Below are 23,884 nucleotides of genomic sequence, written 5' to 3'. Positions count from 1 at the left end.
TGCCGGCCGTCGGCCCTTCGCGCAGCCGACACGCGCTGGCGACCGGAAACGGACCAACCGGACGGCCGACGCCGCGCTGCGTCGTGCTCAGCCGTGCAGGAAGCGCAGGGCGTTGGTGGAGAGGAGCTTGTCGCGTTGGTCGTCGGTGAGGAAGTCGGCCGCGTGGACCACCGCGCCGGCCGGCCGTTCGCCCAGCGGGTACGGGTAGTCGCTGCCGACCAGCACCCGGTCCTCCCCGAGCGTGTCGACCAACAGCCGCAGGGCGGGCGGCGCGAAGACCACCGAGTCGACGCTGAACCGGTCGAGGTAGCTGCTGGGCGGGCCTGCGGACGCGCCCCGGACCAGGTCGCCACGGCGCTGCCAGGCGTTGTCGGCACGGCCGAGCCAGAACGGGAAACTGCCGCCGCCGTGCGCGAAGCAGATCCGCAGCGTCTCGGGCACCCGGTCGAAGACGCCGCCGAGGATCATCGCCAGCACCGACAGGTGCGTCTCGGCGGGCATCCCGGTGAGCCAACGAGCCATCCACCGGTCCAGTCGCGGCCCGCCGGGCATGTCCCACGGGTGGACGAAGACGGGTGCGCCCACCTCGGCGCAGTGCTGGAGGAAGGTGACCACGCCGGCGTCGTCCAGGTCCCGGTCGCCGACGTGGTTGCCGATCTCCACGCCCACGTGCCCGGCGGCGAGGCTGCGGTCCAACTCGGCGCAGGCGGCGTCCGGGTCCTGGAGCGGCACCTGGCAGAACGGCACCAGTCGGTCACCTCCGGCCGCGGTGACCTCCAGCGTCAGGTCGTTGAAGATCCGGGCGACCTTCACCGCCTGGTCGGCCGGGCGGTCGTAGCTGAAGAAGACCGGGGTCGGCGAGACCACCTGCACGGCCACGCCATCGGCGTCCATGTCGGCCAGTCGGCGCGACGCGTCCCAGCACTCGGCGCCGACCGGGCGGAACTCCGTCTCCCCCACCATGATCATGGCGGCCCGCTCGGAGTCGACCCGCAACCACGGCCAGCCGGACCCGCCGCAGGCCGCGCCGAGGTCCGGCCAACCCTTCGGTACGACGTGCGTGTGCACGTCGACCACGCCTGCGGGCATCAGCCCTTGCCCGGGTGCAGGGTGCCGCAGTTGGCGCAGGTGCGCGCCTGCTCATCGGCGTAGAACGCCTGGAACACCGGGGGCAGATCGGCGGCGATGTCGCGGACCTGCAACTCCACCTCGTGCACCTTGCTGCCGCACTCCGGGCAGTACCACTGGAACGTCTCCAGCGTGCCCTCCTCGCGGACCCGCTCGACGACCACGCCGATCGAGCCGGCCTCCGGCCGCTGCGGCGAGTGCGGGGTGTTACGCGGCAACATCCACATCTGACCCTCGCGTACGTGCACCGTACGCGGCCCCTCCGGGGTGACCAGGTTGATGTGCATGTTGCCCTTGACCTGGTAGAAGAACTCCTCATACGGGTCCACGTGGAAGTCCGTGCGCTGGTTGGGCCCACCCACCACCATCACGATGAAGTCGTCCCCGCCGGGGAACATCTCCTTGTTGCCGACCGGGGGCTTGAGCAGGTGCTGGTTGTCCGCGATCCAGCCCGGAAAGCTGAACGGCTCGGCGATCTCACTCACGACTGACCTCCCGAGGGAAGAAGGGCCACGGCCTGGATTTCGATCAGCAGATGCGGGTGCGGCAACTGGTGCACCGCCACCGTCGTACGGGTCGGTCCGGAGGCGTCGAAGAACTCGGCCCACACCTCGTTGTAACCACCGAAGTCGTTCATGTTGACCAGGTACGTCGTCACCTGGACCAGGTCGGTGAGGTTCGCGCCGACCGAACGCAGCAGGTCCCGTACGTTCTCGATGACCGCCCGCGTCTGCACCCGGATGTCGAGGTTGGTCGTGCCGAACCCGTCCACCTCGACCCCGGCGAAGGTGTTGTCCGCGCGCCGCGACGACGTACCCGAGACGAAGACGAACCCACCGGCGACCTTGACGTGCGGAAAAGCCCCCCGCGGCACGGCCTTCCCGGCCACCACCCGGGCGGTCACGACGACGCCCGCAGCGAGGCCGTGCCGAGCTTCTCGACGACGGCGCGGACGTGGGCACCGGGGCGCAGCGGCACAGCGGCGGTGGCGGCACCGGCCAGGAAGACCCAGCCGGACTCCAGTCGTACCCCGTGCCGGCCCGCCAGGCGGATGCCCTCGTCGAGCGCCCGGCGTGGATCACCGAGGATCGCCGCCGTCGAGCCGACCTGCGCCACCCGCCCGTCGACCTCCAGCAGCACACCCAGGTTGTCCAGCCCGGCGGGCACCGGCGACCACGGCCCGATCACGAAGGCGGCGGCCGAGGTGTTGTCCGCGATCACGTCCGGCAGGGAGAATCGGAAGTCCGCGTACCGGGAGTCGATCAACTCGATGGCCGGGGCGACCGCGCGGACCGCCGTGGCGAAGTCGCCGACCGGCTCGCCCGGCTCGGGCAGCCGGTCCAGCAGGAACGCCACCTCCGGCTCGACCCGGGGATGGATGTACGCGGCCGGGTCCACGGCACCGCCGTCGGGCACCCGCATCGCGTTGGTGAGCCGCCCCCAGATCACCTCGTCCACGCCGACCTGGGCCATCTTCGCCCTGCTGGTCAGCCCCATCTTCAACCCGACCAACCGCTCACCGGCGTTCAGCCGGCGTTGCAGCAGCGCGGCCTGCACGGCGTACGCGGTGTCCACGTCGAGGCCGGTCTCGGCGGCGAGCTGCGGGATCGCGGTGGCCGTGTCGGCCGCCGTACCCAGCTTGTCGGCGATCCCCGCGACGTCCACGCCGATCATGCTGTGCCACCTTCCGTTCGCGACTGCGGGGCTCGCAAACCCGGCTCACTCCTCGCGCTCACAGCCTGCTCCTGGTCGGCGAGGTCGAGTGCCACGTCCACGATCATGTCCTCCTGGCCGCCCACCATCCGGCGGCGGCCCAGCTCGACCAGGATCGACCGGACGTCCACTCCGTACTTCGTGGAGGCCCGCTCGGCGTGCCGCAGGAAGCTGGAGTAGACCCCGGCGTACCCCAGGGAGAGCGTCTCCCGGTCCACCTGGACCGGCCGGTCCTGCAGCGGGCGGACGATGTCGTCGGCCGCGTCCATCAACGCGAACACGTCGCAGCCGTGCTTCCAGCCGTGCAACTCGGCGACCGCCACGAAGACCTCCAGCGGGGCGTTTCCGGCGCCCGCGCCCATGCCGGCGAGGGAGGCGTCGACGCGGACGGTCCGGCCGTGCGGCGCGTCCGGGCCGGCCGGCGCCGACCCGGTGACCCGGCCGTGCTCGACGGCCAGCACGCTGTTGGCCACCCCCAGCGACAGGTTGTGGTGGGCGTGGATGCCGATCTGCGTCTCCGGGGCGAGGACCTGCCGGTACGCGTCGACCCGCTGCGCCACGTCGGACATCAGCAGCCGTCCGCCGGAGTCGGTGACGTAGACGCAGTGCGCCCCGTACGACTCCATGAGCTTGGCCTGCCCGGCGAGCCCGGCCGCGTCGTTCATGTGCGACATCATCAGGAACCCGGCCACGTCCATGCCGTTCTCCCGGGCCCAGGAGATGTGCTGGGCGGAGATGTCCGCCTCCGTGCAGTGGGTGGCGATCCGGACGCTTGTCACCCCGAGCGCCTTCGCGGCCTTCAGGTCGGCGATCGTGCCGATGCCCGGCAGCAGCAGGGTGGTCAGTTTGGCCGTGGTCAGCACCTCGGCAGCCGCGGAGATCCACTCGGCGTCGCTGGCGGCCCCGTGGCCGTAGTTGACGCTGGACCCGGCGAGGCCGTCACCGTGCGCCACCTCGATGGCGGCCACCCCGGCGGCGTCCAGCGCGGCGGCGATGGTGCGTACGTGGTCGACTGTGTACTGGTGGGCGATGGCGTGCATGCCGTCGCGCAGCGTCACGTCCTGGATGTACAGCTCGGTCATGGCGCGGCCACCTCCGAAGAACGCCTGGCGACCAGCCGCTCCGCGGTACGCAGCGCGGCCGAGGTCATGATGTCCAGGTTCCCGGCGTACGCGGGCAGGTAGTGCCCGGCACCGGAGACCTCCAGGAAGACCGACACCTGCAGGGCGGTGAGCCGCCGCCCGAACGTCGGCAGGTACGCCTCGATCCGGTCGAACTGCACGTCCTGCTTGAGCCGGTAGCCGGGGACGTACTCCTGCACGGCCGCCACCATCTCCGCGACCGAGGCGGCGATGGCCTCGGTGTCGGCGTCGGCGTCCGGGCAGAGGCAGTAGACGGTGTCCCGCATCAGCAGCGGCGGGTCCGCCGGGTTCAGCACGATGATCGCCTTGCCCCGCTCGGCACCCCCCACCACCTCGATGGCCCGGGCCGTGGTCTCGGTGAACTCGTCGATGTTGGCCCGGGTGCCCGGCCCGGCGGACTTCGACGCGATCGACGCGACGATCTCCCCGTAGGCCACCGGAGTCACCCGGCGCACCGCGGCGACGATCGGCACGGTGGCCTGCCCGCCGCAGGTCACCATGTTGACGTTCGACTCGTGCAGGTGCTCGTCGAGGTTGACCGGCGGCACCACGTACGGGCCGAGCGCGGCCGGGGTCAGGTCGACCACCGTGCGGCCGTGCGCGCGCAGCACCTCGTCGTGGCGTCGGTGCGCGCCGGCCGAGGTGGCGTCGAACACCAGCTCGACGTCGGCGAACTCGGGCAACGCGACGAGCCCGTCCACGCCCTCGGCGGTGGTGGCGACGCCGAGCCGGCGAGCGCGCGCCAGGCCGTCGGAGGCCGGGTCGATGCCGGCCATCGCCACCATGCGCAGGCTGTCACTGAGCCGCAACACCTTGATCATCAGATCGGTGCCGATGTTTCCCGAGCCCAGCACCGCCACGCCGGTCATTAGTTGTCTCCCTTGCTGAAACTCGTCCGCACCGAGCCGAGCCCGGAGATGCGGGCCTCGTACGCGGCCCCCGGGGTGACCGGGACCATCGGACCGAGCGCCCCGGAGAGCACCACGTCCCCGGCACGCAGCGGGTCGCCGGCGCGGGCGAGGGTGCCGGCCAGCCACTGCAGGGCGTGCAGCGGGTTGCCCAGGCAGGCCGCGCCCGCGCCCACCGAGACCGGCTCGCCGGCGTGCTCCAACACCATCCCGCACAGTCGCAGGTCCACGTCGGCAAGCCGGCGCGGAGTGGTGCCGAGCACGAAGAGCCCGCTGGAGGCGTTGTCGGCGACGGTGTCCACGATGGAGATGTCCCAGGCGGCGATCCGTGAGTCGACGATCTCGATGGCCGGCAGCACGTGGTCGACCGCGCGGATCAGGTCGACAGTGCTGAGCTGCGGGTTCGGCAGGTCCTTGTCGAGCACGAAGGCGATCTCCGCCTCGACGCGGGGCTGGAGCAGCCGGTCGATGGGCACCTCGACCCCGTCGCCGACAGCCATGGCGTCGGTCAGCATGCCGAAGTCCGGCTGGAACACCCCGAAGGTCTCCTGCACGGCCCGCGAGGTCAACCCGATCTTCGCGCCGACCCGGCGTTCGCCGCGGCCCTGCCAGGCCCGCGCCTGGAGCTGCTGCACCCGGTACGCGGACTCGACGTCGCCCTCCGGCAGCAGCCGCCCCCGCAGCGGCGCGCAGGGCTTGCCGGTGCTGCGGGCGTCGGCCAACTCCCGGTTAGCGGCCTCGATGTCAGCTTCCATGCCCGCTCCCTCGCTACGGCTCACGACAGGTCCACGCAGACGTTCGTGAGTTCGGAGTAGAAGTTCAGCGAGTGCACGCCGCCCTCACGACCGATCCCGGACGCCTTCACCCCGCCGAACGGGGTACGCAGGTCACGCAGGAACCACGTGTTGACCCAGACGATGCCGGCGTCGAGCCGGGCGCCGGCCCGGTGCGCGACTCCCACGTCCCGGGTCCACACGGTCGCCGCCAGGCCGTACTCGGTGCCGTTGGCCAGGGCGTACGCCTCGTCCTCGGTGTCGAACGGGGCGACGTGCACCACCGGGCCGAAGATCTCCTCCCGGTTGGTGCGGGCGTCCGGGCCGAGCCCGGTGAGCACCGTCGGCTGCACGTACGACCCACCGTCGCGGGTGTCGCCGAAGGTGGGCGTGCCGCCGCCGGTGAGCACCTCGGCGCCCTCGGACCGGGCCAGCTCGTACGCGCCGAGCACCTTCTTCCGGTGCTGGTGGGAGATCAGCGGCATGGTCGCGGTGGCCTCGTCGGTCGGCCACCCGTACGCCAGCTCGCCGGCCCGCTTCGCCAGCCGGGCGGTGAACTCCTCGAAGACCGGGCGCTGCACGTAGATGCGCTCGGTGCAGAGGCACACCTGCCCGCCGTTGGTGAAGCTGGACCGCACCGAGCCGGCCACCGCGGCGTCCAGGTCGGCGTCGGCGAAGACCAGGCCGGCGTTCTTGCCGCCGAGTTCGAAGCTCACCGCCTTCACCCCGTCGGCGGCGGCCCGCATGATCGCGCCGCCGGTGGCCGACTCGCCGGTGAAGGTGATCGCGTCGACACCGGGGTGGCGGGTGAGGAACTCGCCCGCCGAGTCCGGTCCGAAGCCGTGCACCAGGTTGAACACCCCGGCCGGTACGCCGGCGGCGGCCATCACCTCGGCGAGCACCGTCGCCGAGGCGGGAGTCTCCTCGCTGGGCTTGACCACGACGGCGTTTCCGCAGGCCAGCGCCGGAGCCACCTTCCAGGTGAGCAGCAGCAGCGGCAGGTTCCACGGCACGATGACCGCGACCACGCCGACCGGCTTGCGCAGCGCGTAGTTGAGCGCCCGGCCGCCGGTCGGGGTGACAGTCGTGAACGACTCGGTGGGGGCGGTCGCCACGATCTCCGCGAACGCCCGGAAGTTCGCCGCGCCGCGCGGGATGTCCAGGGTGCGGGCCTGGGCGATGGACTTGCCGGTGTCGGCGACCTCGGCGGTGACCAGGTCGTCGAAGCGGCGCTCCAGCTCGTCGGCGACGCGGCGCAGCACCTCGGCGCGCTCGCGCTCCCCCATTCGACCCCACGGCCCCCGCAGCGCCGCCCGGGCGGCGGCCACCGCGTCGTCCACCGTGGACCGTGATGCCTCGTCCACCTCGAAGACCTGCTCCCCGGTGACCGGGCTGGCCTTGGTGAACGTCGTCCCACCGTCGACGAACTCGCCGGCGACGAAATTGCGCAACCGTTGCGGGCCACTCGGCGCGTGGCCGGCCATCAGTCGTGGATCCCAGTTGCCGGTCATCCGCGCCTCCCTCGGCTCAGTGCCGCGCCGATCGCGCCGACCAGCAGCAGCGCGGCCCCGCCGACGACCGCCCCGAGCACCCGGTGCTGTCGGCGCACCCGGCGGCGAACCTCCGCGTACGGGGTGGTGGAGAACGACACCAGCTCGTACTGGGAAACGTACCGGCCGGGCAGGGCCCGTTCCAGTGCGTGCTCCACCCGCCGCCGGGTCTGGAAGACCGGGGAGGCGACCTTGTCCCGCATCTCCACGAAGTTGGTGAGCGCCATCGTCGCGATGGCCTCGGCGTTCTCCTGTCGGCGTCGCTGGAACAGCGGCAGCGCCGCCAACCAGTCGTCGGCGCACTCGTCCAGGCAGCGGTCCAGCTCCACCACGTCCTCGAACGCGCAGTTGGCGCCCTGGCCGTAGAACGGGACGATGGCGTGGGCCGCGTCGCCGAGCAGGCCGACCTTCCCGTTGACCTGCCAGGGGGTGCAGCGCACCGTGCCGAGCACGCCCACCGGGTTGTGCTGGTAGTCGTCGACCAGGTTCGGGGCCAGCGGCACCACGTCCGGGTAGTACTCGGTGAAGTGCCGTTCGATCTCCGCCGGGCTGGTCAGCGAGGCGAAGCTGCCGGCGCCGTCGTTGGGCCAGAACAGCGTGCAGGTGAAGGAGCGGTCCGGGTTGGGCAACGCGATCATCATCGAGGTGCCGCGCGGCCAGATGTGCAGCGCGTCCGGGTCCAGGGCGAAGCCCCCGCCCAGCGGCGGAATCGTCAACTCCTTGTAGCCGTAGTCGAGGAAGTCCACGCTCTCGTCCAGCAGCCCGTACGCCAGCAGTTGCCCGCGCACCGCGGAGCCGGCGCCGTCGGCACCCAGGACGACCGACGCCTTCGCCGCGACCGGGCCCTGCGGGGTCTCGAAGCTCAGGGCGCCGTCGGTCGGGTCGAGCCCGACCAGCCGGTGGTCGAAGACGACCCGCACCCCGGGCAGTGCGGCGGCCTCGTCCAGCAGGGCGTTGTTCAGCGCACCCCGGCTGATCGAGTTGATCGCCCGGTCGCCGGCCGCGCTGTACGACTGGAACTGCTGCTCACCCTCGACCGGGTGGATCATCCGGCCGCGCATCGGCAGCGCGTCGGTCATCACCTGCTCGGCCAGCCCGATCCGGCGCAGCGCGTCCAGGCCACGCTCGGAGAGCGCCAGGTTGATCGAGCGACCGCGCTCGGCGGTGCCGGCGCGCGGGTCGGAGCGGCGCTCGTAGAGGGCCACCGGGTAGCCACGCCGGGCCAGGAAGCAGGCCGCCAGACAGCCGGCCAGCCCGGCACCGATGATCGCGATCTCGTCGCGCCGCGCGGTCACGAGGTCACCTGCCCGACGGTGGACGCCAGGGCGGTCGCCGCCCGCCAGCAGTCGAGGTACGTGGAGTACAGCGGCACCGGGGCGAACCGCACGACGTCCGGTTCGCGGGCGTCGGCGATGACCCCGTGTTCGTACCGTAGGCGTTTGGTCAGCTCGGCGGCGCTGCCGGACCCGATGCGCACGGAGAGCTGGCAGCCCCGGCGGGCCGGGTCGCGCGGGGTGACCACCCGCAGCGGCCGGCCGACGGTCACCTCGTCGAACAGCGACTCCAGCCAGCCGGTGAGGCGTTGGCTGCGGGCGCGCAGCGCGGTCATGCCCACCGCGTCGAACAGCTCCAACGAGGTGCGCACCGGCCCCATCGCGAAGATCGGCGGGTTGGAGATCTGCCAGGCCTCCACAGTGGCCGGTGGCCGGGACACCGGCGTCATCTCGAACCGGGTGGCCGCCGCGGTGCTCCACCACCCCTCGAACCGCTGCAGGTTCTCGTCGCCGAGGTGCCGCTCGTGCACGAAGACGCCAGCCAGCGCACCCGGCCCGGAGTTCAGGTACTTGTAGGAGCACCACGCGGCGAAGTCGACGTCCCAGTCGTGCAGGGCCAACGGCACGTTGCCGACCGCGTGGGCCAGGTCCCAGCCGACCACCGCGCCGGCCGCCCGGCCGGCAGCCGTGATCGCCGGGATGTCCAGCAGCTCACCGGTGAGATAGTTGACCCCGCCGAGCAGCAGCAGAGCCACCCGGTCACCCTCGGCGGCCAGGTAGTCGGTCACGTCCTCGGTGCGCAGGGCGTCCTCACCCGCGCGCGGACGCAACCGGACCACTGTGTCGTCCGGGTCCAGGCCGTGGAACCGCGCCTGGCTGCGCACGGCGTAGCTGTCCGAGGGGAAAGCGGCGTCCTCGATGACGATGCGGGTGCGCGCGCCGGCCGGTCGGTAGAAACTCACCATCAGCAGGTGCAGGTTGACCGTGAGCGAGTTCATCACCACGGCCTCCGCGGGCCGGGCGCCGACCAGTCGCGCGGCCGGCCCGGTCAACAACTCGTGGTACGGCAACCAGGGGCGCTCCGCCTCCAGGTGCCCCTCCACGCCGAGCCGCCCCCACGCGTCCAGGTCGGCCAGGAGTTCGTCGCGGGTGGCCCGGGGTTGCAGACCGAGCGAGTTGCCGGCCAGGTACGCCGACTCGGGGTGGTCGCCGCCGTCGGCCGGCGGCACGTGGAACAGGTGCCGGTGGCCGGGGTCGGCCTCGTCGCGGCGACGTGCTTCGGCCTCGCCTCCGGCGAGGCGACGCGGTTCGGCCTCGCCTCCGGCGAGGCGGTGTGCCTCGTGTTCTGGGGTGTGCATGTCTCGCTCTCCGGTCACATCGCGGTGCGGGCCGACCACAGCTCCGGGAAGACCACCCGGGCCATGCTGCGCTGCAACCACGCCAGGCCGGCGGAGCCTCCGCTGCCGACCTTGGCGCCCATCGTCCGCTGCACCGCCTTGACGTGGTTCCAGCGCCAGTCGCCGAACTCCTCGGCGACCGCGCTCAGCGCCTCGCCGAGCAGCCGCAGGTGGTTGTCCGGGCTGGCGTCGTCGTAGATCCGTACCCAGGCCGCCTCGACCGACGGCTGCGGGTCGTGTTCGACGGCCACGTCCCGGTCGAGCAGGTCGGCGGGGAGGTCGAAGCCGCGCCGGGCGAGCAGCGCGAGCACGTCGTCCCAGAGACTCGGGGTGGCCAGGGCGGCGCTCAGCTCGGCGTGCACCTCGGCCTGCCGGCGGAACGGGCGGATCAGCGTCGGGTCGCGCAGCCCGAGCAGGAACTCCAACTGCCGGTACATCGCCGACTGGAAGCCGGAGGCCTCGCCCAGCAGATTGCGGAACCGGTTGAAGTCGGCCGGGCTCATCCAGCGCAGGCCCTGCCAGGCGGCGTTGAGGCCCTCCAGGTGCAGCTTGGCTCGGCCCAGCGGGGCCAGCGCCTCCCAGATCTGGTCGGCGCGGATCAGCCGCTGGGTCTCCCGCAGCTCGTGGCAGGTCAGCCCGAAGTACAGCTCCATGATCTGGCTGACCATCAGGAAGGACATCTCACCCGGGTCGCTGCTGAGCGGGTGCTGCATCTTGTGCAGGGCGCTGGCCTGCACGTACGCGTCGTACGGCACCATGTCGGCGAACTCCAGGGTCGGCTCGCCACCGGTGCGCGCCGCCTGGGCCGCACGCTGCCCGGGGGTCACCGGTTGCACCGTGGCACGGCGGTTCGGCGCCCGCCGCTCCGTCTGATCCACCATCTCGTCTCCCTCCCCCGGACTAGCCGACGCCATGATCTCGCGGTCGGATCGGCCTGCGGAATGCCGAATCAACGGCTATCGCCGCCTTCTCCTGGCAAACCAAAGGCAACTAGGCGAAGTCGGTTCACGAAAGTAAGGTCTGAGCGTGGACGACATGGACTGGGCGCTGCTGCGCGAGTTGCAGGCCGACGCGCGGCTCTCCTTCAGCGAGTTGTCGCGGCGGGTGCACCTGTCGCCGCCGTCCGTCGCCGAGCGGGTCCGCCGGCTGGAGGAGGCCGGGATCATCACCGGCTACCACGCCCATGTCGACCTCAGCCGCGCCGGCCGCACCGTCGTCGCGCTGATCCGGATGTCCTGCTACGGCGCGCGATGCATCCTGCACGACCCGGCGGTGGCCGACTGGCCGGAGATCCTGGAGATCCACCGGATCACCGGGGACGCGTGCAGCGTGCTGAAGGTGGCGGCCGGCTCGATCGGCGCGTTCGAGGGGGTCATCGACCGTCTCGCCCCGTACGGCCAGCCGTCGAGCACGATGGTCCTCTCCTCCCCCCTGAACTGGCACCCGATCACCCCGCTCCCCGCCACCGGGCCCATCCCCCGCCCGCGCTGACCCGCCCGCCCTGCCTGCCCGCCCGTCTCCCCACGATCTTGCAGTTTCTGTTGGTGAAATGCCGGCTGAGAGCCGATTCGTCGCCGCAGAAAGTGCAAGATCGCGAGCGTGGGTGGGTGCGGGGTGGGGGTGGAGCGGGTTTGCCCCCGCGCCAGCGGGAAAGCAGCGCCCGTGCCCAGGGGAGGGTTCCGGCGGTCGTCGCCGGTTGGGGGGAAATCATGCAGGGAATCCGCACGATCAACCGCGCGCTCTCGTCCGTACTGACACTGGTGGGGCTGGTCGGGGCGTTCGTCCTGTTGTCGGCCGCACCGGCGCGGGCCGGCGAGAACACCTTCGTCGAGGTGACACCGAACAGCGCCCAGGCCGGTAGCCGGGTCAGCATCAAGGCGAGCTGCGACAACGACAACAACAACCGGCAGTCCAACGTGCACTCCGACGCGTTCGGGCACGTCATGCTCAAACCGGACAGAGGTTTCCTGACCGGACAGGTCACCATTCCGGCCGACAAGCCAGCCGGTGACTACGCGGTCGATCTGCGCTGCGAGAACGGCCAGACGGCGTCGACCACCTTGACCGTGCTGAACATGGCCTCACCCAGCAAGGGGCCGGCCACCGGTGGCGGTGGAATGGCCGGGGGCCGCGGCACCGGCTCGCTGCTGGTGCTCGGTGGCGTGGCGTTGGTGGCCACCGCGATCGTGCTCGGGATGGCCGGCGGCCGACGTCGACCGGGAGCCGGCTCCTGAGCCGGATAACCCATGACCCGCAGATCCGCGCGTGCGCGGCCGAATCGCCGCGCCCGCCTCCGGGCCCTGCCGGCGCTGCGCGCGTCCGGCCGGCTGGTCGCCCGCGTCTCCGGACGGCTGCGCCGGGTCGCCGGGCAGGCCGTGTCGGCAAGCGTCACCACCACCGATCCGGCCGCACGCCCGCTGCCGCCGAAGCGTCCGGCCGGGCCGCCGTCGGCCCGACACCGCTTCGGTACGAGCCCCGGGTTGCCGGTGCTGGCCATCGCCGCGCTGATGGTGCTGATCGTGGCGATGCTCGGCGTCGAGCAGGTGACCGGAATGAGTCTGCTGCCGGAGCGGCTCAGCGCCGGCCTGCGGCCACCGCCGAAGAAGTTCCCGGTGCTGCCGGCCAGCCCTCCGACCAGCCTCGCCATCGAGAAGATCGACGTGCGGGCGCCCGTACACGACGTGGGCATCGCCCCGGACGGCACGATCGCCGTACCGGACGCGGCCCGCGCCCAGGAGGCCGGCTGGTACGACCAGGGGCCCACCCCGGGCCAGTACGGCCCAGCCGTGATCGTCGGGCACGTCGACACCACCAGCGGGCCGGCGGTCTTCCACAAACTCCGCGAGCTGCGCTCCGGTGACGAGATCGAGGTCACCCGCACCGACCAGCGCGTGGCGGTCTTCGAGGTCAACTCGGTGGAGAAGTTCGACAAGGGCGGACTGCCGGTGGACGAGGTGTACGGCGACTTCAGCCGCCCGAGCCTCCGACTGATCACCTGTGGTGGCCAGTGGGTCGGCGGCGAGACCGGCTACGCGGACAACGTGGTGGTCTTCGCCTCGCTGGTCAAGGCGCGCTCGGGTGGCTGAGCAGCATCGACGTAGTCGGCGAGCCGGGCGGCCCCGGTGAGCATGGCCCGGCCTCGCTCGGTGAGACGTTGCCGCCACTGGCGCAGCGACGCGGCGAGCGGTTCGGCACCGCCGGCGTCGCGCACTCGACCCAGCACGCCGGCGATGTGGTCGAGCCGGTACCCGCCGCGGCGCAACAGGTGGGCGAGTTCGGCGTCACGGACGTCGTCGGGAAGGTAGAGCCGGTAGTGGGTCACCGGATCACGTACCGGCCGCAGCACCCCGGCCCGCTCCCACTTGCGCAGCGTCGCCGGCTGCAGACCGAGCCGGTGCGCCAGCACGCTGACCGGCACGGCCTTCCGGCTCTGCGGTTGCGGTCTCGTTCCGGTGAGCGTCGCCACCGCCGTCTCGACCGCGTCCAGGGTCTCCCGGTCGCGCTGGAGCAGGGCATGGCCCGCATCGATGGTGCGCAGCGCGGCGTCGATCTCACCCCGGTTGACGGCCCGCATGATCTCGCCGCTGGCCGCGTAGCCGTGGCCCGCGATCAACGCGAGGTAGGCACTCAGCGCCTTGGCGTGCAGTTCGGTGAAGCGACGGTAGCCGTTCGGGGTGCGCTGGGCCGGAGGCAGGACGCCGTCCCGCTCGTAGTTGCGCACCGCCTGCGCGGAGAGGCCGTGGGCCCGCGCGAGATCGACCGGTCGTCGAACCCCTGGGTTTGAAGGTTTTGTGGTTGTCACCGCGCTCCGCCGCTCGAAAGTCTCACACGCTGGTTCAACGATACGGTTCATGGAATGCCACCTTTTCTCGACCTGCTGGCGGTATCCCCGGACCTGCTCGCGCTCGGCGAACCGACGCATGGTGAGTCCGCCTTCCTTCAGCTCCGCAACGAGGCCTTTCTGTCGCTGACGGAGCACGGCTACCGCTCGATCGCCGTGGAGAGCGACCGGGCGGCCGGGCTGATCGCCGACGAGTTCGTGCAGGGCGTCGCCGCCGTGACGCTCGACCGTGCACTCGCCGAAGGGTTCAGCCACGGATTCGGCGCGGCCCCGGCCAACCGTGACCTCCTGCTGCGGATGCGGGAGTGGAACGCCGGACGGCCGGCCGGCGAGCGCCTGACGTTTCACGGCTTCGACGCCCCGGTGGAGCTGGAGAGCGCCCCGAGCCCGCGCCGCCACCTCGACCAGGTCTGCCACTTCCTCGGCCTGGACCGGTCCGCGGAGATCGACGACCTGATCGGGGACGAGGCACGGTGGAGCGACACGGCCGCGATCTGGGAACCGGGCCGATCGGTCGGGCGCTCGACCGACGCCCAGCGACTGCGGGTGCTCGCCGACGACCTGCTGACCGAGTTGTACCTGCGGGCGCCGTGGAAGTCAGCGGGCTGGCCGGCGGCGTTCGTGCACGCCACCGCCGCGGTCGCGTTGCTGCGGTACCACGCCGCGGCCGCCGCACCACTTGCCCAGGCGGAACGCTTCGCCCGCCTGGCCGCGGTCCGGGACGCGCTGATGGCCGAGAACCTGCTCGCGATCCGATCGGCCGAGGCACACCGCGGGCCCACGCTGGTCTTCGCGCACAACACGCACCTCCAGCGCCACCTGAGCACGATGACGCTTGCCGACGCGGAGGTGTCGTGGGCCGGCGCCGGAGCGATCATCGCGTCGCTGCTGGGCGACCGGTACGCGGTGATCGCCGGCAGCCTCGGCGCGAGCCCGGCGCTCGGCATCGGGGCACCCGCCGCCTCGACCTACGAGGGCAGACTCCAGCAGGAGACCGACCTTCCCCGGTACCTGCCGGCGTCCGACATCGCGGCGGCCGAGCAGCGGACGCACGACTACCGCTACTTCCCACTGGACCAGGCCACCATCGAACACGCCGACGCGGTCCTGCACATCCCGACCGGTGTCGACGCCGCCGTGCTCGCCGATCGGATCGTCGCGCTGCCCGGCGTCGAACAGCTCGTGGCGAGCGAGGAGAACGGATCACCCGAGGCCGCCTGGGGCGACCGGTTCTTCTTCGTCGGCCCGGACCGCCGCCAGCCGTTCGCCACCATCGTCGAGCACGACGTGCCCGGCTTCGACGAGGCCGCGCAACTGGACCGCCCCGGTGTCTTCCGCCTCAACCTGGAGCTGGGCCGGGCCGAGTTCGAGCGGCTGTTCGGCTTCCCGCCCAAGGCATTCGAGGAACACCGGCACGAGTTCGACTTCGCCCGACTGGACACCCTGACGCCGCACCCCGGCTACGCCCAGTACGGCTTCGCCAGCGTCGTCATGCCCGGCCCGCAGCTGCTGCCCGAGATCGACCGGCTCCTCGCGATCGCGTACCGCCGGGCGGTCGACCGCCACGAACGCGCAGCACGCCGGGCAACCCACCCCGGAGCCTGACCACGCCCTCCGGAGGGGTCAGGCGGCTGCTTCCGGCTCCCGCAGGTCCAGCCAGTCGGCCCAGCGGGGGTCGGGGGCGCGGTGCCCGAGCACCCGCCAGGCGGTGCCCTTCGGGGCGGTCGGCAACGCGTGTAACCGCCACCCCATCTCGGCCGGGGTCTTGTCACCCTTGGTGTGGTTGCACCGGGCGCACGCGGCGACCACGTTCTCCCAGGCGTGCCGGCCGCCCCGGCTGCGCGGGAACACGTGGTCGATGGTCTCGGCCGGGCCCCGGCAGTAGGCGCACCGCCACCCGTCCCGGGCGAAGATCGCCCGCCGGGACAGCCCGACATGCGTGCGGTACGGCACCCGGACGAAGCGCGTCAGCCGGACCACCGACGGCACCGGGAGCGCGTCCCGGGCGCTGTGCAGGATGCCGTCACCATCGGCGACGCAGACCGCCTTGGCGGACAGGACGAGGATCGCGGCGCGACGCACCGACACGACACACAGCGGCTCGTAGGTGGCGTTGAGGACCAACGCGCCGGAGCCCACCGTGGGTCGTATGTCAGGCATCGCGCTCACCCTCCCGGTTCAGCGGCTGCTGCGAACCGCCGCCGACCGGGGCCGGGCACACTGGCCCACACGGTCGACGCCGGGCCGATCACCGACGTCCGTTGCGCCAATAGTCCCTGATCGGACCCCGGATTGCACGTACTAATCTCTCTTCTGGTAAGCGGATCACCCAGGCCGGGACGCGGAGCCGCTCCAGCCTGGGCGGACGCGCCATGGTGCGGGCCCGGTTGCCGGTCGCACCGATGCCGGATGCGCCCATCGGCCCCTATGGTCACGGGCATGATCGACAGACTTTCCGCTGCGACCGTGCGCCACCGGCACGTCGTCCTGGCACTCGGGCTCCTCCTGGTCGGCGTGAACGCCGCAACCCGAGGGTCCACGTATCTGGTGGGGCAGCGCCTGTTGATCCTCATCTCCCTGGCAGCCCTGGTCCTGGGGGTCGTCGTCATGGGGGTCCGGGCCGCCTACTTCGTGGTGCAGCCGCAGATTCCGGCCTTCGCCACACCCGGGCCGGCCTGGACGGTGTTCTTCGCCCTGGGTTACCTCGGGCCCGCATCCACCCACGTCGGCGCACTGGTGCGCTCGACCAGACAGGGCACGCTGTCGACGTTCGACGTGGTTTTCGACGTTCTCTGGGTGGTCCTGGCCGCGCTGCTGGTGACGTGGGCGTGGCGGGGTCAGGGGATCCGGCTGCATCCGTCCGGGGTACGGCAGACGTGGGCGCTGGGCTCGCGCACCGTGCCGTGGGAGGCCCTCCAGGTCCCGCAGATCCCCTCGGCCGCCGACCCCCGCCTGTGGCTGGGAATGAGGATCACGCAACCCCAACTGGTTCGGCGGCGCGGCATTCCGCAGAGCCGGGGGGCGACGCGGAGGGACACCGTCGACGCCGGATTCCTCGCCGCGGTGATCGGGCACTACATCGCTCACCCCGAACACCGGGCGGCGATCGGGGGTCAGGCCGAGTACGAACGACTCCTTGCCGCGTTGCCCGGGAGAGGGTGAGCATCCTGCCCTGGACGGTAGGTCACCCGGCCGGTGGGTCGGCGGCGGGCGCTCAGGCCCCTTGCGGTACGAAGACAGGGTGAGTGCCGCCAGCGTGACGCCCCTAGCCCTGCCCGACACCGTCTCGGTGAGCTGCCAGGGCAGCACCTCCTGCGAGTGGATCTACCGGATCACCGGGTCCGCCTGGTTCGCCGAGGGAAGCTACTGGATCCTGCTCAAACCGCTTCGGGTGCTGCTGATCCTGGCACTGGCGATGGTGGCCCGCTGGGCGTTGCACCGGACGATCAACCGGCTGGTTCGGACGACCACCGACGGTGCGGTGCCGACGATGCTGCGGCCGCTGCGCGAGCGGGTGCCCACCGCCGCGGCCGACCCGGCCGAGTTCGTACCCGAGCGGCGCCGGCAGCGGGCCGAGGCGATCGGGTCGGTGCTGCGCAGCCTGACCACCGCGTTCGTCTTCGGCATCGCGCTGCTGATGATCCTGCGCGAGTTCAGCTTCGACCTGGCTCCGCTGCTGGCCAGCGCGGGGATCGCCGGCGTCGCGCTGGGCTTCGGCGCGCAGAGCCTGGTGAAGGACCTGATCGCCGGCCTCTTCATGCTGATCGAGGACCAGTACGGCGTGGGCGACAACGTCGACCTGGGCGAGGCGATGGGCGTGGTCGAGTCGGTCGGCCTGCGGGTCACCACCGTGCGCGACGGCCGCGGTGTGCTCTGGTACATCCGCAACGGCGAGATCATCCGGGTGGGCAACAAGAGCCAGGGCTGGGCTCTCGTGGTGGTGGACCTGCCGATCGGTTTCAACAGCACCGAGGAGGCCACGGCGGTTCTCCGGACCGCTGCCGCCTCGGTCGCGATGGACCCGGAGCTGTCGCCGGAGATCGTGGAGGCGCCCGAGGTGCTGGGTGTCGAGCAGGTGACGGTGGACGGCGCGGTCATCCGCACGGTGGTGAAGACGACCGCGGACGGGCAGTTCGCGGTGGGCCGGGAGTTGCGTCGACGTCTCGCGGAGGCGCTGGAGAACTCGGGGATCACCGCGCAGATCGCGGCCGCCCGCATCTATCCCGGCCTGTCGACCCGGCCGTTGCCGGAGGGCGAGACTGGTCAGGGCGGTGCCACCTGAGCCCGCGACACTGTCCTGGAATTCAGGGGTCGCGAGCCGGCCGGCCCCTCGGGTATCGTCCGTTCGTTCAGTCGGGGAGGCGACGAACGACCCGTTCGACCTAGCTAGTTGTCAGACGATCGGGCAGAATCCGGAGCACGCGTTCCCACCAAAGCGTGATCACATCCTCGCTGATCCGTAGATCTGACGAGAGCTTCCGGCCGGGCTGCCACGAGCGGCCGAGCCGGGGCCGATGGAGGCGACGGTGCCTGACGAGCGACCTTCCACGGAAGGCCCCGCCACGTTTCGCGAGGTGTTCGCCCAGCGCGAGTTCCGGGCTGTGTTCGTGGCTGGTGCGCTCTCCTGGGTCGGCGACTACGTCGCGAAGGCCGCCGTCACCCTGCTCGTCTTTCAGCAGACCCGGTCCGTCGCGCTCTCCGCCGCTGCCTTCGCGGTCAGCTTCCTGCCGTGGCTGCTCGGCGGTCCCGTGCTCGCCGCACTCGCGGAGCGGTACGCCTACCGACGGGTGATGGTGGCGTGCGACCTCATCCGGATGGCGCTGATGCTGCTCATCGCCATCCCGGCCCTGCCGTACCAGGCGGTGCTGTTGCTCATCTTCGCCGCCACGTTGGCCAACCCACCGAGCCAGGCGGCGAAATCCGCGCTGATCCCGCAACTGCTCACCGGGGACCGGCTGGTGGTGGGGCTGTCGCTGAACAGCAGCGTCGGGCAGGCCGCCCAGGTCGTCGGGTACGTCTTCGGCGCCGCCGTCGCCGCGATCGACCCGGAGGTGGCACTGCTGTTCAACGCGGCCACGTTCGGTCTCTCGGCGCTGCTGGTTCGCCTCGGTGTACGCCACCGCCCGGCGGTGATGAACCCGGCCCACCGCAGCCACCTGCTGCGCGAGACCCGCCAGGGGTTCGGCATCGTGTTCCGCACACCGGTGCTGCGGGCCATCGCGGTGCTGGTGTTCAGCGCGATGCTCTTCTCGATCGTTCCCGAGGGGCTGGCCGCGGCCTGGGCCAACGACGAGAGCCGTGGCGCCGTGAGCGCGGGCACCGCACAGGCAGCGATCATGGTGGCGAACCCGGTCGGCTTCATCCTCGGTGGGTTGCTGGTGAGTCGCCTGTTCGGTCCGGCTCGCCGGCTGATGCTGATGCGGCCGCTCGCGGTTCTCGCCCCGTTGTTGCTCGTACCGGTGCTGCTCGACCCCCCGCCGCTGGTGGTCGCGCTGCTCGCCGCGCTCTGCGGTTTCGCGGTCGCCGGCATGCTGCCGATGGCCAACGGGTTGTTCGTCCAGGCGCTGCCGAACGGGTTCCGGGCCCGTGCCTTCGGCGTGATGGCTACCGGCGTGCAGGTCATCCAGGGGCTCGCGGTGCTGGTCACCGGTGTACTCGCCGAGCGGTTCCCCATCCCGGTCGTGGTCGGGCTGTGGAGCGCAGCCGGGGTGGTGCTCATGGCGGTGGCCACGCTGCGCTGGCCGGACCGGCAGACCGTGGACGACGCGATCGCCGCCGCCTCGGCGGCCAACGCCGCTCCGCCCGCCGCCAACGGCCGGGTCAGCGACGGCACGGTGGGGGGTACGTCCGACCCGCATGCCGGTGACGGTCACCGCCGGCACGCGGTCACCTGACCCGGCGTGATCCGACGCACGCCGTGCGGGTCGGGTCGGCACCGGGCGCACCTGGCAGGATGGAACGGTGACCTCCGCAGGTGATTCCGACCGTCCCGGTGCGTCGATGACCCTCTTCGAAGCGGTCGGCGGCGAACCCACCTTCCGCAAGCTCGTCGATGAGTTCTACGCCGGCGTCGCCACCGACCCCCTGCTGCGGCCCATGTACCCGGAGGAGGACCTGGGCCCGGCCGCGGACCGGATGACCCTGTTCCTGATGCAGTACTGGGGCGGGCCGAACACGTACTCCGCCCAGCGCGGGCACCCGCGGCTGCGGATGCGGCACGCGCCGTTCCGGATCGGCGCGGCCGAACGGGACGCCTGGCTGCGGAACATGCGCCGCGCCGTGGACCGGCTCGACCTTGAGCCGGAGATCGCCGGCACCCTCTGGGACTACCTGGAGCGTGCCGCGTACTTCATGGTCAACGTCGAGGACGACCCGGCCAACCACGGCTGACCCGCCCGACCCGCGGTGGCGTCAGAGCAGCGCGCCCTCGTCGTGCAGCCAGTCCACGAAGCTGGTGGCGACCGCCGCGCCGCAGTCGAGCATCTCGACCAGGAGCGCGTCGTGGGTCCCGGCACCGAGCGGCACCTGAAGCTCGGCGTAGATCGGCAGCTGACCGCGTTCGGTCGGGTCACCGATGTACGCCTTGCAGAACCGGCGGGTGTGGTTCCACTCGTTCACCACCCGGTACGCCCGGTCGGCCCAGTCCGGCGGGACCGTGGCATGCGGACGTGCCCGCATGACCAGGATCTCGTCCTCCGGGCCTTCCAGGGTGACCAGCACGGCGTGCCGCTCCCACATCGCCAGCAGGTTGCCGTCGCCATCGGCCAGGTAGCGCACGTCGAGCAGGTCGAGTGCGTCACAGACCCGGCGCAGACTCACCGGCTCGACGGTGGCGGGCATCTCGGTCAGCACTGGCCGCTCGTTGGACGGGCAGTCGTCCCCCGGCTGGCGAGGGCTGGGCGGTCCAACGCGGACCGCGCTGTCGACTGTGATCCCGCTTCGGGTATCCGGATCGCCGCCGTCGGCGGGACCGGGGCGCCATGACCACCACGGCATCGCTCGCGCACCTCACTCCCCAGCGGATCCAGTCGCCTACGGTGCGTTGGATCCGAGGATGGACGGTACCCGGACAGCCGGGTTGAAGCACCCCCCCAACGACCGCCCCTGACCAGAAGAATGATCTGGGGTCATCCGTTCGGACGAGTACTCAGGGGTGTCACGGCAAGATCCGTGGCCTTCTGCAACCATGCCGCTCCGTGCGGTCCCACCAGGCCAACCCAACGACCGGCCACCCGCACCTGAACGGCGTTCCCGCCGTCGTCAGTCGCCGGGTCGGCGGCGGTGCCGAGGAAGCCCATCCGGACCACCCCCTGCACCAGCCGCTGCGGCACCTCGACCGGCGCGGCGGGCGTCCCGTCCGGGGTGATCAGCACCGCCACGTGGTCGAGCAACGCGTCACGCAGGGCCCGCTGGCCCACGGCACGGCCGGCGACACCCTGCTCGCTCGCGGTCCGCAGGGTGCCCGCCGCCGCGTCCGCGATCCGGCGCACCTCGGCGACGGGCAGCGCCTCCACCTGGCTGCTCCGCGTCGGCGGCAGCGGCCACCGCCACTGGGCGTCCCGGCGGGTCGGCAGGGCCGTGCCGCCCCGCTCCAGTTCGGCGAGCAGCTCCGTGGCTGCCACCGTGACGTCCTCGGCGACACCGTCGGCCGGCCCACCGGCAACCGTGCGGACCACCAGAACCTGCCACGGCAGCCGGGCCCACAGGGCGACCCGGCCGGGTGCGCCGGCCGGCCGCAGCCGGACCGGCGCGACCGGATCCAGCCGGACCAGCCGGGCCAGGAAGGCGCCCGCGTCGGCCACGCCGACGAGACCGTGCGTGGACGCCGACGCCGCCACCCGGCCCGGCTCAGCGGTGCCCGACTGGGTCACGCCACACCGCCCTGCGGCGCGTACGTGAGCAGGAAGTCTCGTTCCTCGGTGGTGATCCGCCGGGGCACCTGGCGGGTCAGGTCGAACGGCACCAGCACCGAGCGGGCACGGCTGGCCAGCACCTCGCCGTCGTACAGCTCGTAGGCGACGGTGAACCGGGAGGCCCGGATCTCCTCCACCCACAGCTCGATGCGCACGGTGGGCGCCGCCTCCGCGGTGGCCCGGCCGAGCGCGTAGTCGACCGGGCGCAGGTAGTCGACCTCGTGCCGGCGGATCACCACCCCGTCGGCGAACGAGCCGACTCCCCACGCCCGGCCACCGGCGAACATCAACGCGACCCGCGCCTCCTCGTACAGGGTGAGGAAGCGCGAGTTGTTGACGTGGCCGTACGCGTCCAGGTCGGACCAGCGCAGGGTGCAGTGGTAGACGAAGCGGTCAGACACCTTCTCGGCCGGTCAGTCGCGGGTCAGCTTGCGGTACGTCACCCGGTGCGGCCGGGCGGCCTCCGCGCCGAGGCGGTCGATCTTGTTCTTCTCGTACGCCTCGAAGTTGCCCTCGAACCAGAACCACTTGGCCGGGTCCTGGTCGTCACCCTCCCAGGCCAGGATGTGGGTGGCGACGCGGTCCAGGAACATCCGGTCGTGGGAGATGACCACGGCGCAGCCGGGGAACTCCAGAAGCGCGTTCTCCAGGCTGGACAGCGTCTCCACGTCCAGGTCGTTCGTCGGCTCGTCGAGCAGGATGACGTTGCCGCCGATCTTCAGGGTCAGCGCCAGGTTGAGCCGGTTGCGCTCACCGCCGGAGAGCACCTTCGTCGGCTTCTGCTGGTCCGGGCCCTTGAAGCCGAACGCGGCGATGTACGCCCGCGACGGCATCTCGACCTTGCCCACCATCAGGTAGTCCAGTCCGTCGGAGACGACCTCCCAGACGGTCTTGTCGCCGTTGAGGCCCTCACGGTTCTGGTCGACGTACGACAGTGAGACCGTCTCGCCGACCCGCACCGACCCGGCGGTTGGCTCCTCCAGCCCGACGATGGTCTTGAACAGCGTGGTCTTGCCGACGCCGTTGGGGCCGATGATGCCGACGATGCCGTTGCGCGGCAGCGAGAACGACAGGTTTTCGATCAGCAGCCGGTCGCCGAAGCCCTTGCTGAGGTTCTGCGCCTCAATCACCGTGCTGCCGAGGCGCGGACCCGGCGGGATCTGGATCTCCTCGAAGTCCAGTTTGCGGGTCTTCTCCGCCTCGCTGGCCATCTCGTCGTACCGGTCCAGGCGGGCCTTGGACTTGGTCTGCCGGGCCTTGGCGTTGGAGCGGACCCAGTCCAGCTCCTCGGTGAGGCGCTTCTTCATCTTGGCGTCGCGGCGGCCCTCGACGGCCAGCCGGGCGGCCTTCTTCTCCAGGTAGGTGGAGTAGTTGCCCTCGTACCCGATCGCCCGGCCACGGTCCAGCTCCAGGATCCAGCCGGCCACGTTGTCGAGGAAGTACCGGTCGTGGGTGATCGCCATGACGGTGCCGGCGTACTTCGCCAGGTGCTGCTCCAGCCAGGAGACGCTCTCCGCGTCCAGGTGGTTGGTGGGCTCGTCGAGCAGCAGCAGGTCGGGCGCCTCCAGCAGCAGCTTGCAGAGCGCGACCCGGCGACGCTCACCACCGGAGAGCTGGGTCACGTCGGCGTCCGGCGGCGGGCAGCGCAGCGCGTCCATGGCCAGTTCGAGCTTGGAGTCGACGTCCCAGGCGTCGAGGTGGTCAAGCTCCTCCTGGAGCTTGCCCATCTCCTCCATCAGCTCGTCGGAGTAGTCGGTCGCCATCTGCTCGGCGATCTTGTTGAACCGCTCCAGCTTGGCCTTGGTCTCGGCGACCGCCTCCTCGACGTTGCCGAGCACGGTCTTGGCCTCGTTGAGCGGGGGCTCCTGGGCGAGCATGCCGACGGTGTAGCCGGGCATGAGTCGGGCCTCGCCGTTGCTCGGCTTGTCCAGCCCTGCCATGATCTTGAGGAGGCTGGACTTACCGGCGCCGTTCGGACCGAGCACACCGATCTTGGCCCCCGGCAGGAAGCTCAACGTGACGTTGTCGAGCACGACCTTGTCGCCGTGCGCCTTGCGCGCCTTTTCCAGGACGTAGATGTACTGGGCCACGGTGCGGGCTACCTCCGTCGGTTGCTGTCGCTGATCGGCGGCGCGGCGCGGGCTGCGAGGACCGCCCGCCGCCGCCGGCCGGGAGCCGGCCGCGCGCACGCCATCGTCAATCCTGACAGGTACGGCGCGCTTCGCCCACATCACCCCGCCCCAGG

25 protein-coding genes are annotated in these 23,884 nt (G+C 71.6%); 8 read left to right on the top strand and 17 right to left on the bottom strand.

Going from position 1 to position 23,884, the window contains the following annotated elements:
* Nucleotides 1-87: 87 nt before the first annotated feature.
* Genes ACIBD9_RS27360 through ACIBD9_RS27310 form a run of 11 tightly spaced genes read right to left on the bottom strand, consistent with a single transcriptional unit; the run spans nt 88 to nt 10,763 of the window.
* Nucleotides 88-1,089 carry an amidohydrolase family protein gene (locus ACIBD9_RS27360; protein WP_396721949.1) on the bottom strand — a complete coding sequence of 334 codons (1,002 nt, stop codon included), beginning with the start codon at nt 1,087-1,089 and terminating at the stop codon, nt 88-90.
* Entirely contained in the window at nt 1,089-1,613 is a 525-nt protein-coding gene (locus ACIBD9_RS27355) for a 3-hydroxyanthranilate 3,4-dioxygenase (protein WP_112669228.1), read from the bottom strand. The genes ACIBD9_RS27360 and ACIBD9_RS27355 overlap by 1 nt, the downstream gene beginning before the upstream one ends.
* Entirely contained in the window at nt 1,610-2,032 is a 423-nt protein-coding gene (locus ACIBD9_RS27350; protein ID WP_396721948.1) for a RidA family protein, read from the bottom strand. Before ACIBD9_RS27350 ends, ACIBD9_RS27355 begins: the two co-directional genes overlap by 4 nt.
* Nucleotides 2,029-2,802, bottom strand: coding sequence for a 2-keto-4-pentenoate hydratase (locus ACIBD9_RS27345; protein ID WP_396721946.1), 774 nt, complete (start codon nt 2,800-2,802; stop codon nt 2,029-2,031). The genes ACIBD9_RS27350 and ACIBD9_RS27345 overlap by 4 nt, the downstream gene beginning before the upstream one ends.
* Nucleotides 2,799-3,923 carry a 4-hydroxy-2-oxovalerate aldolase gene (gene dmpG, locus ACIBD9_RS27340; protein ID WP_396721944.1) on the bottom strand — a complete coding sequence of 375 codons (1,125 nt, stop codon included), beginning with the start codon at nt 3,921-3,923 and terminating at the stop codon, nt 2,799-2,801. Before dmpG ends, ACIBD9_RS27345 begins: the two co-directional genes overlap by 4 nt.
* A complete protein-coding gene (locus ACIBD9_RS27335) occupies nt 3,920-4,852 on the bottom strand; it encodes an acetaldehyde dehydrogenase (acetylating) (RefSeq protein ID WP_396721943.1) in 933 nt (310 codons plus the stop codon). Before ACIBD9_RS27335 ends, dmpG begins: the two co-directional genes overlap by 4 nt.
* Nucleotides 4,852-5,646: a 2-keto-4-pentenoate hydratase gene (locus ACIBD9_RS27330; RefSeq protein ID WP_396721941.1), complete on the bottom strand. Its 795-nt coding sequence runs from the start codon at nt 5,644-5,646 to the stop codon at nt 4,852-4,854. The genes ACIBD9_RS27335 and ACIBD9_RS27330 overlap by 1 nt, the downstream gene beginning before the upstream one ends.
* Nucleotides 5,647-5,666: 20 nt before the next feature.
* Complete coding sequence (locus ACIBD9_RS27325) at nt 5,667-7,148, bottom strand: 2-hydroxymuconic semialdehyde dehydrogenase (protein WP_396721991.1); 1,482 nt, start codon at nt 7,146-7,148, stop codon at nt 5,667-5,669.
* Nucleotides 7,149-7,171: 23 nt separating this feature from the next.
* A complete protein-coding gene (locus ACIBD9_RS27320; RefSeq protein WP_396721940.1) occupies nt 7,172-8,509 on the bottom strand; it encodes an FAD-dependent oxidoreductase in 1,338 nt (445 codons plus the stop codon).
* Nucleotides 8,506-9,846 (bottom strand): kynureninase, encoded by a 1,341-nt coding sequence (gene kynU / locus ACIBD9_RS27315; RefSeq protein WP_396721939.1) that lies wholly within the window; start codon nt 9,844-9,846, stop codon nt 8,506-8,508. The genes ACIBD9_RS27320 and kynU overlap by 4 nt, the downstream gene beginning before the upstream one ends.
* 14 nt (nt 9,847-9,860) lie before the next feature.
* Complete coding sequence (locus tag ACIBD9_RS27310) at nt 9,861-10,763, bottom strand: tryptophan 2,3-dioxygenase (RefSeq protein WP_396721990.1); 903 nt, start codon at nt 10,761-10,763, stop codon at nt 9,861-9,863.
* 148 nt (nt 10,764-10,911) lie between these two features.
* On the opposite strand from ACIBD9_RS27310, the gene ACIBD9_RS27305 reads away from it, so the two are divergent.
* From ACIBD9_RS27305 to ACIBD9_RS27295, 3 genes are all read left to right on the top strand, one after another.
* Complete coding sequence (locus tag ACIBD9_RS27305) at nt 10,912-11,376, top strand: Lrp/AsnC family transcriptional regulator (RefSeq protein ID WP_396721937.1); 465 nt, start codon at nt 10,912-10,914, stop codon at nt 11,374-11,376.
* 218 nt (nt 11,377-11,594) lie between these two features.
* Nucleotides 11,595-12,119: a hypothetical protein gene (locus ACIBD9_RS27300; RefSeq protein ID WP_396721935.1), complete on the top strand. Its 525-nt coding sequence runs from the start codon at nt 11,595-11,597 to the stop codon at nt 12,117-12,119.
* A gap of 75 nt (nt 12,120-12,194) precedes the next feature.
* Nucleotides 12,195-12,971, top strand: a complete 777-nt coding sequence (locus tag ACIBD9_RS27295; RefSeq protein WP_396721988.1) for a class F sortase — start codon at nt 12,195-12,197, stop codon at nt 12,969-12,971.
* Here ACIBD9_RS27295 and ACIBD9_RS27290 read toward each other — a convergent pair.
* Nucleotides 12,914-13,687: a MerR family transcriptional regulator gene (locus ACIBD9_RS27290; RefSeq protein WP_387177003.1), complete on the bottom strand. Its 774-nt coding sequence runs from the start codon at nt 13,685-13,687 to the stop codon at nt 12,914-12,916. The two genes, ACIBD9_RS27295 and ACIBD9_RS27290, sit on opposite strands and share 58 nt — an antisense overlap.
* Before the next feature lie 54 nt (nt 13,688-13,741).
* Between ACIBD9_RS27290 and ACIBD9_RS27285 the strand changes: the two genes are divergently transcribed.
* Nucleotides 13,742-15,331, top strand: a complete 1,590-nt coding sequence (locus ACIBD9_RS27285) for a DUF6194 family protein (RefSeq protein ID WP_396721933.1) — start codon at nt 13,742-13,744, stop codon at nt 15,329-15,331.
* A gap of 18 nt (nt 15,332-15,349) precedes the next feature.
* On the opposite strand, the gene ACIBD9_RS27280 is transcribed toward ACIBD9_RS27285, so the two are convergent.
* Nucleotides 15,350-15,886 (bottom strand): HNH endonuclease, encoded by a 537-nt coding sequence (locus ACIBD9_RS27280; protein ID WP_238685452.1) that lies wholly within the window; start codon nt 15,884-15,886, stop codon nt 15,350-15,352.
* Between the two features lie 279 nt (nt 15,887-16,165).
* Here ACIBD9_RS27280 and ACIBD9_RS27275 point away from each other — a divergent pair, with 279 nt between their 5' ends.
* From ACIBD9_RS27275 to ACIBD9_RS27260, 4 genes are all read left to right on the top strand, one after another.
* The gene (locus ACIBD9_RS27275; protein ID WP_396721932.1) at nt 16,166-16,888 is read left to right on the top strand and encodes a hypothetical protein; all 723 of its coding nucleotides are present in this window, start codon (nt 16,166-16,168) and stop codon (nt 16,886-16,888) included.
* A 61-nt stretch (nt 16,889-16,949) separates the two neighbouring features.
* Complete coding sequence (locus ACIBD9_RS27270; protein WP_396721930.1) at nt 16,950-18,008, top strand: mechanosensitive ion channel family protein; 1,059 nt, start codon at nt 16,950-16,952, stop codon at nt 18,006-18,008.
* A gap of 232 nt (nt 18,009-18,240) precedes the next feature.
* The gene (locus ACIBD9_RS27265; RefSeq protein ID WP_396721928.1) at nt 18,241-19,620 is read left to right on the top strand and encodes an MFS transporter; all 1,380 of its coding nucleotides are present in this window, start codon (nt 18,241-18,243) and stop codon (nt 19,618-19,620) included.
* Between the two features lie 67 nt (nt 19,621-19,687).
* Nucleotides 19,688-20,116, top strand: coding sequence for a globin (locus ACIBD9_RS27260; RefSeq protein ID WP_387176998.1), 429 nt, complete (start codon nt 19,688-19,690; stop codon nt 20,114-20,116).
* 21 nt (nt 20,117-20,137) lie between these two features.
* Here ACIBD9_RS27260 and ACIBD9_RS27255 read toward each other — a convergent pair whose 3' ends face one another.
* From ACIBD9_RS27255 to ettA, 4 genes are all read right to left on the bottom strand, one after another.
* Nucleotides 20,138-20,722 carry a YbjN domain-containing protein gene (locus ACIBD9_RS27255; protein ID WP_387176997.1) on the bottom strand — a complete coding sequence of 195 codons (585 nt, stop codon included), beginning with the start codon at nt 20,720-20,722 and terminating at the stop codon, nt 20,138-20,140.
* A gap of 131 nt (nt 20,723-20,853) precedes the next feature.
* Nucleotides 20,854-21,597 carry a hypothetical protein gene (locus tag ACIBD9_RS27250; RefSeq protein WP_396721926.1) on the bottom strand — a complete coding sequence of 248 codons (744 nt, stop codon included), beginning with the start codon at nt 21,595-21,597 and terminating at the stop codon, nt 20,854-20,856.
* Nucleotides 21,594-22,040: a thioesterase family protein gene (locus ACIBD9_RS27245; RefSeq protein ID WP_112584127.1), complete on the bottom strand. Its 447-nt coding sequence runs from the start codon at nt 22,038-22,040 to the stop codon at nt 21,594-21,596. The genes ACIBD9_RS27250 and ACIBD9_RS27245 overlap by 4 nt, the downstream gene beginning before the upstream one ends.
* 12 nt (nt 22,041-22,052) lie before the next feature.
* On the bottom strand, nt 22,053-23,729 hold the full coding sequence (gene ettA / locus ACIBD9_RS27240; protein WP_396721925.1) for an energy-dependent translational throttle protein EttA: 1,677 nt from the start codon (nt 23,727-23,729) through the stop codon (nt 22,053-22,055).
* Nucleotides 23,730-23,884 lie beyond the last annotated feature (155 nt).

It is taken from the genome of Micromonospora sp. NPDC050784, from assembly GCF_044456765.1.
GTDB classification, from domain to species: domain Bacteria; phylum Actinomycetota; class Actinomycetes; order Mycobacteriales; family Micromonosporaceae; genus Micromonospora; species Micromonospora foliorum.
Note: the sequence above shows the minus strand (reverse complement) of the source record. Positions and strands in the feature narration are given on the sequence as shown.

Coding starts and splice junctions, on each gene's coding strand:
- kynU (WP_396721939.1), bottom strand. CDS start 9,846: ATGCACACCCCAGAACACGAGGCACACCGCCTCGCCGGAGGCGAGGCC.
- ACIBD9_RS27360 (WP_396721949.1), bottom strand. CDS start 1,089: ATGCCCGCAGGCGTGGTCGACGTGCACACGCACGTCGTACCGAAGGGT.
- ACIBD9_RS27255 (WP_387176997.1), bottom strand. CDS start 20,722: ATGCCGTGGTGGTCATGGCGCCCCGGTCCCGCCGACGGCGGCGATCCG.
- ACIBD9_RS27285 (WP_396721933.1), top strand. CDS start 13,742: ATGCCACCTTTTCTCGACCTGCTGGCGGTATCCCCGGACCTGCTCGCG.
- ACIBD9_RS27325 (WP_396721991.1), bottom strand. CDS start 7,148: ATGGCCGGCCACGCGCCGAGTGGCCCGCAACGGTTGCGCAATTTCGTC.
- ACIBD9_RS27335 (WP_396721943.1), bottom strand. CDS start 4,852: ATGACCGGCGTGGCGGTGCTGGGCTCGGGAAACATCGGCACCGATCTG.
- ACIBD9_RS27275 (WP_396721932.1), top strand. CDS start 16,166: ATGATCGACAGACTTTCCGCTGCGACCGTGCGCCACCGGCACGTCGTC.
- ACIBD9_RS27300 (WP_396721935.1), top strand. CDS start 11,595: ATGCAGGGAATCCGCACGATCAACCGCGCGCTCTCGTCCGTACTGACA.
- ACIBD9_RS27345 (WP_396721946.1), bottom strand. CDS start 2,802: ATGATCGGCGTGGACGTCGCGGGGATCGCCGACAAGCTGGGTACGGCG.
- ACIBD9_RS27265 (WP_396721928.1), top strand. CDS start 18,241: ATGGAGGCGACGGTGCCTGACGAGCGACCTTCCACGGAAGGCCCCGCC.
- dmpG (WP_396721944.1), bottom strand. CDS start 3,923: ATGACCGAGCTGTACATCCAGGACGTGACGCTGCGCGACGGCATGCAC.
- ACIBD9_RS27280 (WP_238685452.1), bottom strand. CDS start 15,886: ATGCCTGACATACGACCCACGGTGGGCTCCGGCGCGTTGGTCCTCAAC.
- ACIBD9_RS27330 (WP_396721941.1), bottom strand. CDS start 5,646: ATGGAAGCTGACATCGAGGCCGCTAACCGGGAGTTGGCCGACGCCCGC.